At 70.4% G+C, this 13,498-nt stretch carries 11 protein-coding genes; 4 read left to right on the forward strand and 7 right to left on the reverse strand.

Features of this window, described 5'->3' with window-relative positions; genetic code table 11:
• Window positions 1-36: 36 nt before the first annotated feature.
• The 5 genes from AC5L3X_RS22055 to pgsA all read right to left on the reverse strand — a co-directional run bounded on the left by AC5L3X_RS22055 (window position 37) and on the right by pgsA (window position 4,291).
• Window positions 37-1,056, reverse strand: coding sequence for a DUF3048 domain-containing protein (locus AC5L3X_RS22055; RefSeq protein ID WP_494859230.1), 1,020 nt, complete (start codon window positions 1,054-1,056; stop codon window positions 37-39).
• A 61-nt stretch (window positions 1,057-1,117) separates the two neighbouring features.
• Window positions 1,118-1,648 (reverse strand): LemA family protein, encoded by a 531-nt coding sequence (locus AC5L3X_RS22060; RefSeq protein WP_189125857.1) that lies wholly within the window; start codon window positions 1,646-1,648, stop codon window positions 1,118-1,120.
• An 8-nt stretch (window positions 1,649-1,656) separates the two neighbouring features.
• Window positions 1,657-2,787 carry a glycosyltransferase family 4 protein gene (locus AC5L3X_RS22065; RefSeq protein WP_189125729.1) on the reverse strand — a complete coding sequence of 377 codons (1,131 nt, stop codon included), beginning with the start codon at window positions 2,785-2,787 and terminating at the stop codon, window positions 1,657-1,659.
• Complete coding sequence (locus AC5L3X_RS22070) at window positions 2,784-3,692, reverse strand: phosphatidylinositol mannoside acyltransferase (protein ID WP_494859233.1); 909 nt, start codon at window positions 3,690-3,692, stop codon at window positions 2,784-2,786. The genes AC5L3X_RS22065 and AC5L3X_RS22070 overlap by 4 nt, the downstream gene beginning before the upstream one ends.
• A complete protein-coding gene (gene pgsA, locus AC5L3X_RS22075) occupies window positions 3,689-4,291 on the reverse strand; it encodes a phosphatidylinositol phosphate synthase (RefSeq protein ID WP_189125731.1) in 603 nt (200 codons plus the stop codon). The genes AC5L3X_RS22070 and pgsA overlap by 4 nt, the downstream gene beginning before the upstream one ends.
• Before the next feature lie 244 nt (window positions 4,292-4,535).
• Between pgsA and AC5L3X_RS22080 the strand changes: the two genes are divergently transcribed.
• The 3 genes from AC5L3X_RS22080 (at window position 4,536) to AC5L3X_RS22090 (ending at window position 9,393) form a co-directional block, all read left to right on the forward strand.
• The gene (locus AC5L3X_RS22080) at window positions 4,536-6,674 is read left to right on the forward strand and encodes an elongation factor G-like protein EF-G2 (protein ID WP_494859234.1); all 2,139 of its coding nucleotides are present in this window, start codon (window positions 4,536-4,538) and stop codon (window positions 6,672-6,674) included.
• 173 nt (window positions 6,675-6,847) lie between these two features.
• Entirely contained in the window at window positions 6,848-8,413 is a 1,566-nt protein-coding gene (locus AC5L3X_RS22085) for a glycoside hydrolase family 10-like protein (RefSeq protein WP_494859235.1), read from the forward strand.
• A gap of 92 nt (window positions 8,414-8,505) precedes the next feature.
• Window positions 8,506-9,393 carry a hypothetical protein gene (locus tag AC5L3X_RS22090; protein ID WP_494859237.1) on the forward strand — a complete coding sequence of 296 codons (888 nt, stop codon included), beginning with the start codon at window positions 8,506-8,508 and terminating at the stop codon, window positions 9,391-9,393.
• Between the two features lie 42 nt (window positions 9,394-9,435).
• On the opposite strand, the gene AC5L3X_RS22095 is transcribed toward AC5L3X_RS22090, so the two are convergent.
• The gene (locus tag AC5L3X_RS22095) at window positions 9,436-9,966 is read right to left on the reverse strand and encodes an HIT family protein (protein WP_225263422.1); all 531 of its coding nucleotides are present in this window, start codon (window positions 9,964-9,966) and stop codon (window positions 9,436-9,438) included.
• 84 nt (window positions 9,967-10,050) lie between these two features.
• On the opposite strand from AC5L3X_RS22095, the gene AC5L3X_RS22100 reads away from it, so the two are divergent.
• Window positions 10,051-10,623, forward strand: a complete 573-nt coding sequence (locus tag AC5L3X_RS22100) for an Asp23/Gls24 family envelope stress response protein (RefSeq protein ID WP_189125736.1) — start codon at window positions 10,051-10,053, stop codon at window positions 10,621-10,623.
• 41 nt (window positions 10,624-10,664) lie between these two features.
• Here the strand turns inward: AC5L3X_RS22100 and AC5L3X_RS22105 are convergent, their stop codons facing one another.
• Window positions 10,665-13,118 carry a tetratricopeptide repeat protein gene (locus AC5L3X_RS22105; protein WP_494859240.1) on the reverse strand — a complete coding sequence of 818 codons (2,454 nt, stop codon included), beginning with the start codon at window positions 13,116-13,118 and terminating at the stop codon, window positions 10,665-10,667.
• Between the last annotated feature and the right edge of the window lie 380 nt (window positions 13,119-13,498).

Genomic DNA, 13,498 nt, shown 5'->3' on the forward strand with positions numbered 1-13,498 from the left:
CACCATCATGTCAAGACTTGCGGTGGTTCTTGTACGTCAAGGAGTCACGGGCTTGCGGCTGGCGAGCGCCACCCAGACCTGACCTGGGGCGAAGTTCATCGGCTCGCCGCTCTCCGTGGTGAACGTCGTACCCCCCTCCTCGGATTCCCGTTCCCAGCGAGCCTTGTACGCCTTGCCGTCGCGCAGCACGATCGCCGACCCCTTGCCGACGCTGTGCACGAGCGGCGTGTAGCTCTGGTTCTTGTCGTGGAACTGGGAGCGTTCGGTCTTGGTGTACTGGATGACGATCGTCGGAGCACCGAGCTGGCCGCCCTCGGCCGCCATGTCCTTCTTGCCGTCCTGCCAGATCAGCCACTGCTTCCTGGCCTCGGACCAGGCGAAGGTGAAGCGCGCCGCGGGCCATTTGACCGTGTAGGACGTGCGGTCCACGCCGCCTTCGGCGGGAGCGTCGCCGAAGGTGAAGCCGATGTCCTTCGCCTTGCTCGCCTTGGGGGCACTGGCCAGCAACTGCTTGGAGGTGGCGAACAGGTTGTAGGGGGCGTAGCGGCCGGGCTGGCGGAAGTAGGCCCCGGGGGCCCGGCTGTCGGAGACGTCGAACAGGGGCGCCTCGGCGATGAACGGCAGCATCTTGGTCTGCGCGCCCGAGTAGGCGAACGCGGGCTTGCCGAACTGCGGCACGATGTGCAGGTCGGAGATGCGGGCGCTGCGGACGGGGCCGACCTTGGCCGGGAGCTTCGACGAGAAGATCGCCATGAGCCGGGTCAGACCGGCCTCGACCTGCTCGACGTAGACGATGTCGGCGCTCTTCAGGCCCATCTGGGGCTTGCCCGCGGCGGTGTTCTCGATCTTCACCGCGAGCACCGGCTTGAGCGCCTGGGTGGGCTTCCCGGTGAACGGGTGGGTCTTGCCGGCGTCGGGCGTCTCCTCCTCGGCGGGCGTGGTGACCGTCGCCTCCGGCGCCTGCCCCGCGGCGGGCTCATCCGACGAGCACGCCGCGACGGGCAGCAGGACCGCCGCTCCGGCCAGCGTCACGGTGATCATCCGGAATAGCCGCACCTGTACACTCCTCCGCTTTGCCTCAAAACCGGAAGAAGCTTACCGGCCCTGCAGAATCAGGTCATTCAGTTGCCATTGCCTCAGGCGGATTGTCATCAATTTCGAAGAATTGGGGGTATTCGGTGTGTCCGGCCAGCCGGAGAACCCTGGCCAGCCAGCGCCGTTGGGCGGTGCGCGTGACGCCGACGGCGTTGTTGTAGAAGCGGCGGGAGTAGACGACCTTGGCCACGGCCGCCTCCAGCTCCTCGAGGAGCGCCTGCCCTCCCGGCGACTCCGCCAGCTTCTCGCCGAACCGCTCCTGGTCGACGACGGCCCGCAGGGTGCGCGACAGGTCGCTCTCGGCGCGCTCGCGTTCGTCGGGCCCGGCCATCCTGGCCTCGTGCGCCGAGGCCGCGAGCACCAGCGAGGTCGCCGGGTCGAGCAGCCGGGAGCCCGCCAGCTCCAGCGCCACGGCCCGGCGTCGCATGAGCGCGGCCGACAGCGACTCGCCGGCCAGTTCGAGCCGGATGTGCAGCCGGTCGAGCCGGCCCGCCCGCCAGGAGATGTAGACGGCCGCGAGCACCACCACGATGCCCACGATCAGCACGACCATGATCGATGTCACAGGTCTTCCTCCACCCGGCCCGCGCCGCCGGTGGTGACGGTCTCGTAGACCCTGACCACGTCGCGCGCCACCGTCGACCAGTCGTACTTGTGGACCGCCACCAGCGCCTCAGCCGCCAGCTTGGCCCGCCGTTCGGGCGCGTCGAGTAAGGCCGCGGCCTCCCGGGCGAGCGAGGCCGGGTCGCCGTTGGCGAACAGCGCGCCCGCCTGTCCCTCGCCCAGCACCTTGCGGAACGCCGGGATGTCGCTGGCCAGCACCGTCGCGCCGGAGGCCATGGCCTCGGCCAGCACGATGCCGAAGCTCTCGCCCCGGGTGTTGGGCGCGCAGAACACGTCGACCGAGTGGTAGGCGCGGATCTTGTCGGCCTCGCTCACCATGCCCAGCACGGTGACCCGGTCATGGAACGCCCTAGTCACCCGGTCGTAGACGTCCTTGGCGTCGCCGGGGCCGGCGATCAGCAGCTTGAGCTCCGGACGCTCCCCGGCCAGCAGGTTGAAGGCGTCGAGCAGGATGGCCAGGCCCTTGCGTTCCTCGTCCATCCGCCCGAGGAAGCCGATCGTCGCGCCGTCGGGCCCCCACCCGTCGAGCGGCTCGGCCTCGGCGTAGCGGGCCACGGTCACCCCGTTGGGGATCAGCACGGTGTCGCCGCCGAACTGCTCGACCAGGCTCTTGCGGGCGGCGTCGGAGACCGCGATGCGGCCGCTCAGCTTCTCCAGGGCGCTGCGCAGCAGCGGCTCGGCCACCGCGATCGCGCGCGAGCGCACCCACGAGGCGTGGAAGGTGGCCACGATCGGCCCCTTGGCCGCCCAGCAGGCCAGCACCCCCAGGCTCGGCACCAGCGGCTCGTGGATGTGCAGCACGTCGAAGTCGCCGTCGCCGATCCAGCGCCGCACCCGCGCCGCCGACAGGAACCCGAACGACATCCTGGCCACCGACCCGTTGTAGGGGACGGGGATCGCGCGGCCCGCGCCGACCACGTAGGGCGGCAGGTCGTCGTCGTCGGCCGCCGGCGCGATCACCGAGACGTCGTGCCCCTGCGCGATCAGGGCCTGGGCCAGGTCGTCGATGTGCTGTTTGACCCCGCCGGGCATGTCCCAGGAATAGGGGCAGACGATGCCGACCTTCATCGCCGCAGGTCCTCCAGCCACAGACGCTGCAGCATGTGCCAGTCTTCGGGATGCTCGGCGATGCCCTTCTCGAAGACATGGCTGAGACTCTGCGCCACCGCCGCGACCTTCTCCTGACGGGTGCCCTCCTCGGGCACCGGGATCTCCTCGTGGATGTCGATGCCCCAGTCGTCGCCCGCGAAGTAGACCGTGGCCGGCAGCAGCGCGGCCCCCGTCTGCACGGCCAGCAGCGGCGGCCCCGCCGGCACCTTGGTCGTCGAGCCGAAGAACTGGACCTCGACGCCGCTCTTGGTGAGGTCGCGCTCGGCGGGCAGGCAGACCACCCCGCCCTTGCGCACGCGCATCGCCAGGGCGGCGAAGTTGTGGCCGTCGCCGCCGGTGAGCGGCAGCACCTCCATGCCGAGCCCCTCGCGGAAGGCGACGTAGCGGCGGAACAGCGACTCGGGCCGCAGCCGCTCGGCCACCGTGGTGAACGGATGGCCGACGCCGACCAGCCAGGCGCCCGCCTGGTCCCAGTTGCCCATGTGGGGCAGCGCGAGCACCACGCCGCGCCCGGCGGCGACGGTGTCGTGGATGTGCTCGGCGCCGGTCACGTGGGTGCGCCGGACGATCTCGTCGCTCGACATGGACGGCAGCCGGAAGATCTCCTCGAAGTAGCGGAAGTAGGAGCGCATGCCCGCCCGGCCGAGCGCGCGCAGCTCGGGGCTGCCGGGGGCGAGCCCGGTCACCCTGGCCAGGTTGGACTCCAGGCGGCGTACGGACCTGCCCTGGCCGCGCCACAGCCGGTCGGCGGCGTAGCGGAAGGCCCCGGCGGTGAGCCGCTTGGGCAGCAGCGGCACGACCGTCCAGCCCGCCGCGAACCCCGCGGCGACGACGCGATCGGTGACGGACGGCTTCTCGCTCATCTCTCCCTCGTCTGCCGGTGGACGTGAACCACTCGCTGCACCACCGTGGCAGCGCTCGCGCCCGCGAGCAACCACATGCCGGCGGGCAGCAGGTAGGGGACGCCGAGCCCGGCGAAGAAGGTGGCCACCAGCACCACCACCAGCCGCTCGGGCCGCTCGGCCAGGCCCACGTCACAGGTGAGCCCGAGCCCCTCGGCCCTGGCCTTGGCATAGGACACCACGGCCCCGGCCACCAGGCAGAACAGCGTGACACCCACCATCAGCGGGTCGTCCTGGGAGGCGAAGTAGAGGACCAGCCCGCAGAAGATGGCGGCGTCGGCCACCCGGTCGAGCGTGGAGTCGAGGAAGGCCCCCCAGGTGCTGCCCCCTCCCCCGCCGAGCCGGGCCACCACGCCGTCGAGCAGGTCGAACAGCACGAAAACGGTGATCACCAGGGCCCCCACGCTGAGCATCCCCGCGGGGAAGAGGACCAGGGCGGCGGCCACCGTGCCGAGGGTGCCGATCGCCGTGACGGCGTTGGGGCCGATCCCCCGGCGGACCAGAGCCCTGCCCAACGGGGTGAGTATCCGGGTCATGGCCGGGCGCAGGAGTTTGAGCATCGCGCTCCGATCGTAGGCCATCACGGGAGCGGCGACTTTCTTTGCCTCACCCCCCTTGTGATATCCGCCACACGGGTATTTGGTGAACACACCGCGTCCATGCGGTCCTGCCACCCCCCGCACGGGCGCGGCGTTGCGAACCTCAACCGAACGACACGGGAGAGGAAGCCGAGCCGGACACCTGGCGTCGCGATGCCGGGCGTTCGACGGCGAGGCCGCCTCGTCCCAGGAGACCGGAGGCGATGTGGCGGAGAAGAACCCCGGAGGGGCCTTGGGAGCCGCGGGCAGGGCACCAGCGGCCGACAGGGCGGACGCGATACGCAATGTCGTGCTGGTCGGCCACTCAGGAGCGGGCAAGACGACCCTCGTGGAACAGCTGCTGGCGACGACCGGCACGATCCAGCGGACCGGCCGGGTGGAGGACGGCAACACGGTCAGCGACTTCGACGAGGTCGAGGTGCGGCAGCAGCGCTCGGTCAACCTGGCGCTCGCGCCGTTGACGCACAACGGAATCAAGATCAATCTTCTCGACACCCCCGGTTACGCCGACTTCACGGGCGACCTGAGGGCCGGTCTGCGGGCCGCCGACGCCGCGCTCTTCGTCGTGTCGGCCACGGAGGGCGTCGACGGGCTGACCCAGCTGCTGTGGGAGGAGTGCGCCCAGGTCGCGATGCCCAGGGCGGTGGTGATCACCAAGATCGACCACCAGCGGGCCGACTTCGACGAGGTGCTCACGAGCTGCCAGGAGATCTTCGGCGACGGCGTCGCCCCGCTCTACCTTCCGGTGATCACCAACGGTCACGTCAACGGCCTGATCGGGCTGCTGACCCAGAAGTTCTACAACTACGCCACCGGCGGCCGCACCGAGAAGGAGCCCGGCGCCGAGTACGAGGCGCAGATCGACCAGTACCGCGACACCCTGATCGAGAGCATCATCCAGGAGAGCGAGGACGAGTCGCTCATGGAGCGCTACCTCGCCGGCGACGCGATCGACACCAAGGTGCTCATCGACGACCTGGAGAAGGCGGTGGCCCGGGGCAGCTTCTTCCCGGTGCTCTGCTCCGGGCTCGGCGTCGGCGCGACCGAGGTGCTGGAGCTGATCACGCAGGGCTTCCCGTCGCCGCTCGAACACCCGATGCCCGAGATCACCACGCTCGACGGCAAACCGGTCAAGGGCATCACCTGCGACCCCGACGGGCCCCTGGTGGCCGAGGTCGTCAAGACCACCAGCGACCCCTACGTCGGCCGCATCAGCCTGGTCCGCGTCTTCTCCGGCACCCTGCGCCCCGACATGACCGTGCACGTCTCCGGGCACGGCCTGGCCGACCGCGGCCACGAGGACCACGACGTCGACGAGCGCATCGGCACCCTGACCAGCCCGCTGGGCAAGCAGCAGCGCGGCACCGCCAAGGGCATCGCGGGCGACATCCTCGCGGTGGCCAAGCTGTCACGGGCCGAGACGGGCGACACGCTGTCCGAGGTCGACAGGCCGCTGCTGATGACGGCGTGGCAGATGCCCGACCCGCTGTTGCCGGTGGCGATCCAGGCCAAGTCCAAGGCCGACGAGGACAAACTGTCGCAGGCGCTGGCCCGCCTGGTGGCCGAGGACCCGACGCTGCGGCTGGAGAACAACGCCGAGACCCGGCAGCTCGTGCTGTGGTGCATGGGCGAGGCCCACACCGACGTGCTGCTCGACCGGCTGTCCAAGCGCCACGGCGTCGAGGTGGAGCGCATCGAGCTGCGGGTGCCGCTGCGCGAGACGTTCGGCGGCAAGTGCCAGGCGATGGGCCGCAACGTCAAGCAGACCGGCGGTCACGGCCAGTACGCCATCTGCCACCTCGAGGTGGAGCCGCTGCCGTCCGGCGGCGGGTTCGAGTTCGTGGACAAGATCGTCGGCGGTGTCGTGCCCCGGCAGTTCATCCCGTCGGTGGAGAAGGGCGTGCGCGCCCAGATGGAGCGGGGGGTGGTCGCCGGCTATCCGATGGTGGACGTGCGGGTCACGCTCTACGACGGCAAGGCGCACTCCGTCGACTCCTCCGACATGGCCTTCCAGATCGCCGGGCAGCTGGCGCTGAAGGAGGCCGCCTCGAAGGTGCCGACCCTGCTGCTGGAGCCGGTGGACGAGCTGTCGGTGCTGGTGGCCGACGACTATGTGGGCTCGGTGATGTCCGACCTGTCGGCACGGCGCGGGCGGGTGCTCGGCACCGAGCCGGTGGGCACCGGGCGCACGCTGGTGAAGGCCGAGGTGCCCGAGCTGGAGATCACCAGGTACGCGATCGACCTGCGATCCATGTCACACGGCACCGGCAGCTTCCACCGCGCGTTCCTGCGCTACGAGCCGTTGCCGTCGCACCTGGCGGGCAAGGTCGCGGCGAGCGGCTGAGCTCAGGTCAAGGCGGGCCGAGGCCCAGGTCGAGACCGGATCGAGACCATGGAACGCCGGGAGGGACACCATCCCTCCCGGCCCATCGGTTTACTCTGGCCGCAAATACATCACGAATTCATTTCTTTTCTTCGGGACTAAGCGGGTGTGCCCCGATGCCACACTGGGGCATTATGCGAACCGGACGACCTCTCGCCGCAGCCGCCGCCCTGGCCGCCGTCACCACCGGCGCCGCCTACCTCTTCGGCCCCGGAGCCGGGGCGAGCCCATCGGCCGGCACCGAGAAGAAGACCCCTGGCACGGCCACGGTCGCGGCCGCCGACTGCACTCCCGACGCCCGCTATCCCAAGCGCCAGATGCGCGGCGTCTGGATCGCCACGGTCCAGAACATCGACTGGCCCTCCCGCGCCGGGCTCAGTGCCGACAAGCAACGGGCCGAGTACGTCAGGCTCCTCGACGCCGCCGCCAAGCTCAATTTCAACGCCGTCTTCGTCCAGGTTCGCCCCGCCGCCGACGCGATCTACAAGTCGTCGCTGGAGCCGTGGTCCCGCTTCCTGACCGGCACTCCGGGCAAGGACCCGGGCTGGGACCCGATGCCGTTCCTGGTGAGCGAGGCCCACAAGCGGGGCCTGGAGTTCCACGCGTGGTTCAACCCCTACCGCGCGTCCTATGACGGCGACGTGTCCAAGCTGCCGGCCGATCATCTGGCCCGCCGCCACCCCGGCTGGACGGTCAAGTACGGCGACCGTCTCTACTTCAACCCCGGCCTGCCGCAGGTGCGCGACCACGTGACGGCGGTCGTCACCGACGTGGTGAAGCGCTATGACATCGACGGGGTGCACTTCGACGACTACTTCTACCCCTACCCGAGCGGCAACGCCACGTTCAACGACGCCGCCACCTTTACAAAGTACGGCAAGGGCAAGCGGCTGGCCGACTGGCGGCGCGACAACGTCAACACGCTGATCGCCCAGGTCGACAAGGCCGTCCACGAGATCAAGCCGTACATCAAGTTCGGCATCAGCCCGTTCGGCATCTGGCGCAACACGTCCAACGACCCGACCGGCTCGCGCACGGCGGGGATGTCGGCCTACGACTCGATCTACGCCGACGCCCGGGCCTGGATCAAGGCGGGCACCGTCGACTACGTACTCCCGCAGCTCTACTGGCCGCGTGGGTTCAAGGCCGCCGACTACAACGTCCTGGTGCCGTGGTGGGCCAACGAGGTCAAGGGCACCGGCGTCGACCTCTACATCGGCCAGGCCCTCTACCGGGTCGGCACCACCGACGACAAGGCGTGGACCAGGCCGGGCGAGCTGTCCGCGCACCTGACGTTCAACCGCAAGTACAAGCAGGTCGAGGGCGACGTCTTCTTCAGCGCCAAGCAGCTGCTGACCAACCCGCTGGGCGCCCTCGACCGCGTCTTCAAGGACCACTACAGCCGGCCGGCCCTGCTCCCCCTGATCAAGAGCCTCGGCGGCGAGGCCCCGCCCGCGCCCGCGGGCGTCAAGGCCGCGGGGAGGTCGCTGTCGTGGGAGCCGTCACCGGGCGCCCGCTCCTACGCCGTCTACAAGCTGCCCAAGTCGGGCGAGGACTGCCACACGACCGACGCCCGCGACCTGGTCGCCGTGGTCGAGCGGCCGGCGTACACCGCCCCCTCCGCCGGCACCTACCTGGTGACGGCGCTGGACCGGCTGGACCACGAGAGCAAGGCCATCAGGGTCGAGGTCACGAAGTAGCCGCCGGGGCCGGCCGATGAACTTATGACCGGTCTATGACGGCCGTGTGGACACTGAGGGTTCCGAGCGGACCTGAGCCCTCAGGAGGCCTCATGAAGCGTGTTCTCCTCACCCTCGGCCTGATCGTCGCCTTCGCCGCGGTCCCCGCGCCCGGCGCGGGGGCCGCCCCGGCGGCCGCGGCCGTGACACCTCCCGTCATCACGGTGCGGGCGCCCGCGGGGGCCGCGCCGAAGGCGATCCCGCTGGCGGTGACGGCCAAGATCCACCACTACAACATCTGCAACGCGGCCGACGGCGACCCCTGCACCAGAGCGCAGGCCGACACGGCGGAGTCGATCCTGGTCTGGAACGCCGTGGCCGACGGCGCCTGGTTCGTCTCGGTGAACGAGATCTGCCAGGACGCGTTCGCCCGGCTCACCACGGCGCTGAAGAGCGACGGCACCATGGTGATCAGCAAGCGGCAGGAGGCCGACTGCGGCGGCAAGGGCTACGGCAACGCGATCATCCACCCCGGCGGCGTCAAGGTGGACGGCAAGGCGTGGTACTTCCCCACCCAGGAGGTGGGCAAGGACTGTTCCCAGGCCACGACCGAGTGCCGCACCGGCCTGTGCCTGAAGCTCACCACGTACGCGGGCCCGATGGCGCAGTGCACCGCCCATCTGGGAGCCGGTTCCACGGAGCGCACCGTCACCGAGTCGGCCGAGTACCTGTGGATCGCCCGGTCCTACGTGGAGCCGGGCCGCAGGATGTCGCTCGCGGGAGACTTCAACCTGACGCCCGGCCAGCTGCACCCCGCGTACGACGAGCTGGCCGATCTGGTGCTCGGGTTCACCCACGACACCCGCGACGGGCTGAACAGGCAGATCGACTACATCTTCGTCGAGCGGGTGGGCTCGTGGACCGCGCGCCCGGCCTTCTGCACGGACCTCGCCAAGCAGGCCAGCGACCACTGCGCCACCAGCGGCGAGTGGCACCTGTGATCCACCGGCGGCCGGGCGACCGGCCGGACCGGCGCGGCCGGGTCAGGACCAGGCGTCGGCGAGCGCCTGGCGGGTGTCGCGCAGCAACTCCGGCAGCACCTTGGTGCGCGCGACCACCGGCATGAAGTTAGTGTCGCCGCCCCATCTGGGCACCACGTGCTGGTGCAGATGGGCGGCGATGCCCGCGCCCGCCACGTGGCCGAGGTTCATGCCGACGTTGAACCCCTGCGCGCCGCCGGCCTTGCGCAGCGCCCGCAGCGAACGCTGGGTGAACTGGCTCAGCTCCACGAGCTCCGCGGGGTCGAGCTCGTCGTAGTCGGACACGTGGCGGTAGGGCACGACCATCAGGTGACCGGAGTTGTAGGGGTAGAGGTTGAGCACGGCGTACACGACCTCGCCCCTGGCGACGATGAGGCCCTCCTCGTCGCTCATCTTGGGGATGGCGTCGAACGGGCAGCCGTCATCGGGGCCCGTCCCCGTTGGCTTGTTCTCGCCTTTGATGTAGGCCATGCGATGCGGGGTCCAGAGCCGCTGGAAGTTGTCGGGCTCCCCCGCTCCTGCCTGATCGTGCATATCTAGCAGCATAGGGCCCCGGCTTTCCGGACAAACGGGGTGCCTGTCCGGCACAATGCTCGGCACCGCCACGAGGAGGCAGCGATGTCCGACACCGTAGCCGAGCACTCCGCGCCAGCCGACGCGAACGCCCCCGACGCCCCCCACACGGCCGGCGGTGACGACGCGACGACCGGCTCCCACGACCAGCCCGCCCCGGCCGCCCCGGCCGCCTTCCCGCTCTCCGCCGAGCCGTCCGCCGCCGCCCCACTCGTGAAGGGGCGGATCAAGGTGGCCGACGAGGTGGTGGAGAAGGTGGCCGCGCTCGCCGCGCTGGAGGTGGCCGGGGTCGCGGACATGGGCGGCGACCTGGCTCGCGTCTTCGAAGCCGTGCGCGACCGCATCGGCGTCGGCTCCCGGCGCGGCACCCAGGGCGTGAGCGCCGACATCCAGGACGGCCAGGTGGCCGTGGACCTCACCATCGTGGTCGAGTACGGCCACGTGGTCATGGAGGTGGCCTCGGAGGTCAAGACCAACGTGGCCAGGAGCGTCAGCCGCATGCTGGGCATGCGGGTCACCGAGGTCAACGTCACGGTCGACGACGTCCGCCTGCCCGGCGAGGCCCGTCCCGGCGAGGCCCGTCCCGCCGCGGACCCGCCCGAGCAGGACCCCTTCTAGAGGCGACGCCGGCAAGCTACGGCTTGTCGCTCTGCGAGCCCCTACTGAACGGCGTCGGCTCCGCCGAGCTTCCTGAGCAGGCGCCGGGCGTCTGCGGCGTATTCCGGATGCCCGGTCGCGACAGCGCGCTTGAGAAGCGCCCGTGCCTTCGCCACGCGTCCCTGCCGCCGTTCCAGGAAGGCCAGCGAGATCATCGCCACAGGTCCCTGCTCGCGGTGTCCGGTGTCGATCGCACGTGTCAACCAGTGGCGCGCCTGATCGGGCCGCTGCTCCTCCTCCAGCTTCCCCAGACTCACCATCGCGGTAGGTGCGTGGTTGCGATGGCCGGACTCGACGACCCGGTGATACAGGCGCCGCGCCTCGGGGAGGTTTCCCCAGGTCGCCTCAACGAGAGCGAGGTTGCTCATCGCCGCCGGGACCTCGTCGGGATGACCGGTGGCCAGCGCTCTCTCCCAAAGGGCGGCCGCTTCGCTGACGCGACCGCTGGAGTGCAGCATGATGCCCAGATTCACCATCGCCGCCGGCCCCATGTCGGGGTCGTCGCTGTCCACTATCGTCCTCAACAGCCGTTCCGCGTGGTGCGGCTGGCCCGTTTCGTAGTATGCGCGCGCCAGGTGCAGGGTGGCCCGCACGCCGTACCGGGGGTGGCCCGTCGCCGACGCGTCCTTGAGCCACCGTATGGCCTTTGGGTAGCGACGCTCCTCCATCTCCATGCGGCCGAACTCCACCATCGCACGCGGGCGGTGGTCAGGATGTTCGGTGCTGAACGCGGCCCGCAGCCAGCGCCGCGCTTCCCGGCCCTTTCCATCCGACTCCTCCAGTAAGGCAAGCTCGATCATCCCGGCGGGGCCGTGATCGGGATGGCCGGACTCCGCGACCCGGGTCAACCACCTTCGCGCGCCTGTGATGTCGCCCTCGTCACGGTCCAGTTGGCCGAGCTTGCCCGCGGCGAGAACCGCCACCTCGGGGTGGACGGAGTCGGCCGCGCGCTCGAACCAGTGCCGCGCCTCGGGCATCCGCTGCCGCCCGGCCTCGAGCTCGCCGATGCGGAACATCGCCCTGCACGCGCGGTCCGCGTCCTCCGTGTCGAGTACCCTCTTGTACCACCCGATCGCCTCGCCGGTCTCGGTGAGTGCCTCGGCGATCCGGAACGAAACCTCTGCCGGGAGATCCGTGAGGGGGGCGTCGGCCAGCAGGTCCGCCGCCACTGCCGGGTGACCCTGGTCAAGGGCGGTGTAGGCGAGCTTGCGCAAGTCGTCGGGGGTGAGATGGCCCCTGGCATAGTCCCATAGTGGCGCCCCGATGGCCCAGCCGTCCCGCCCGGTCTCCGCGGCGATGATCTCCAGCAGGGGATGGGGCCGGTAGATCCGGTCGAGGGACAGGAGCTGGGGCCTTGCCGCGCCCCCTGGGGCCAGCGCCCACGCCAGAGCGCGGTCGAAGGCGCCGGCCGGTAATCGCGTGCGGGGCGACAGCTCGCCGAGGTGCAGCCGGTAGCCCCTCCAGAGCTGCTGTAATGCCTTCTTGGTGAGCCTGGCCGGCATCTGCGCCCGATACCAGTCGGTCGCCGCCCGCAGCACCGCGACCCGGTCGGCCGCCTGCTCGGCGGTGCCGAGTGCGAGCGCCTGCCGTACTTTGTCCAAAGAGATCATCAACCGGCCGATGAGAAGGTCGGCCGACTGATCCGCCAGTGCCGGCCGGAGCGCCCTGTAGGCGGGCTCGGCTGCGATCCGGTCGCGTTCCTCCCTGGTCAACAGGCCCAGGGTCAGGTGGACGGCACATGCGCGCAGCAAGCCGGGCACGTGCGAGGCCAGGCGGGCGGCGGGGTCGCCGTCGGCGTTGACGACATCCTCGGTGTGCAGGGTGGCGGTCACCACCAGCCGCGGCGGTAGCTCCGCCAGCAGGGAAGGGGTGAACTCGGCGAGCCGATCCGGGCGAACCGCGTCCAGCCACACCACCACCCCCGCCTTGGGAGTGAGCCAGGCTGCGGCTTGGCCGAGCAGGTCAGGCAGGGCAGCCCGAGGGTCGTCCACGAAACAGGCCAACCGCCAGTCCGGCAGCCGGCCGCGTACGGCATGGGCCAGGGCATGGGTCGAGCCGGCCAGACGTTCGCCCTGGACCACGATCAACCGCGCCCCTGTCCCAGCCGCCGCGTCGTCGAGCGCGTCAACCAGCTCAGCGTCGAACGCCCGAGCGATGTGCGGAGCCTCTCCATCCGCGGCGAACCGAGATTCGCTCATGCCCCAACACCAACCGGGCACCTCACTGACAGGCAGCGGGCGCCCCTTGGAGTCAGCCACGAGCAGCCTGCCGATCGGTCCGGGACGCCCTCTCCACCGCTCCCAGCCGACGTACCCCAGAGCGGCGACCAGCGCGGCCGCCAGCCAGCCCCAGTGCCAGGCCGTGCCGTCCGTGCCCTCGTTGATCGCGACACCCACAGCGACGCTGAAGATGGCCGCACCGCCCGCGCCGACCCAGAGCCGCATCCTCACCTTCATGCACCATCCTCTTTCGGGAAGGCCTCCCGCCATGGCATCGATCCGTCAGCGGGGATCACCAGGGCTGCCCGCGCATGGCCAGACCCTCGACCCTCCGGACCCGCGCGGTGACCATCCTCGGGGGTGCGGCCCTCGGCGGCAAGACAGTAGCGTTCCCCTGCCTCCATCGCCGGGCGAGCCGGGTCTTGGCGCCGCATCGGCCAGGTAGGCCGCCACTGCGGCGGGCAGTGGCGGTGATCCGCAGCGCTCCTATCGGACGCGAGCACCAACGGATCTCATGACGGCTCCCAGGGAGGACACAGCTGACAGAGGTCGCAATTCGCCCACCTGGCCCCTGAGGTCGCATTTGGCGTTATTGGACGCATTGTCCAGACATAGCG

It is taken from the genome of Nonomuraea sp. CX421 (assembly GCF_059358955.1).

What these genes read in the sequence shown, in the direction of transcription:
- AC5L3X_RS22060 (WP_189125857.1), bottom strand. Translation starts at nt 1,648, where the DNA reads ATGGTCGTGCTGATCGTGGGCATCGTGGTGGTGCTCGCGGCCGTCTAC.
- AC5L3X_RS22065 (WP_189125729.1), bottom strand. Translation starts at nt 2,787, where the DNA reads ATGAAGGTCGGCATCGTCTGCCCCTATTCCTGGGACATGCCCGGCGGG.
- AC5L3X_RS22070 (WP_494859233.1), bottom strand. Translation starts at nt 3,692, where the DNA reads ATGAGCGAGAAGCCGTCCGTCACCGATCGCGTCGTCGCCGCGGGGTTC.
- pgsA (WP_189125731.1), bottom strand. Translation starts at nt 4,291, where the DNA reads ATGCTCAAACTCCTGCGCCCGGCCATGACCCGGATACTCACCCCGTTG.
- AC5L3X_RS22085 (WP_494859235.1), top strand. Translation starts at nt 6,848, where the DNA reads ATGCGAACCGGACGACCTCTCGCCGCAGCCGCCGCCCTGGCCGCCGTC.
- AC5L3X_RS22090 (WP_494859237.1), top strand. Translation starts at nt 8,506, where the DNA reads ATGAAGCGTGTTCTCCTCACCCTCGGCCTGATCGTCGCCTTCGCCGCG.
- AC5L3X_RS22095 (WP_225263422.1), bottom strand. Translation starts at nt 9,966, where the DNA reads ATGCACGATCAGGCAGGAGCGGGGGAGCCCGACAACTTCCAGCGGCTC.
- AC5L3X_RS22100 (WP_189125736.1), top strand. Translation starts at nt 10,051, where the DNA reads ATGTCCGACACCGTAGCCGAGCACTCCGCGCCAGCCGACGCGAACGCC.
- AC5L3X_RS22105 (WP_494859240.1), bottom strand. Translation starts at nt 13,118, where the DNA reads ATGAAGGTGAGGATGCGGCTCTGGGTCGGCGCGGGCGGTGCGGCCATC.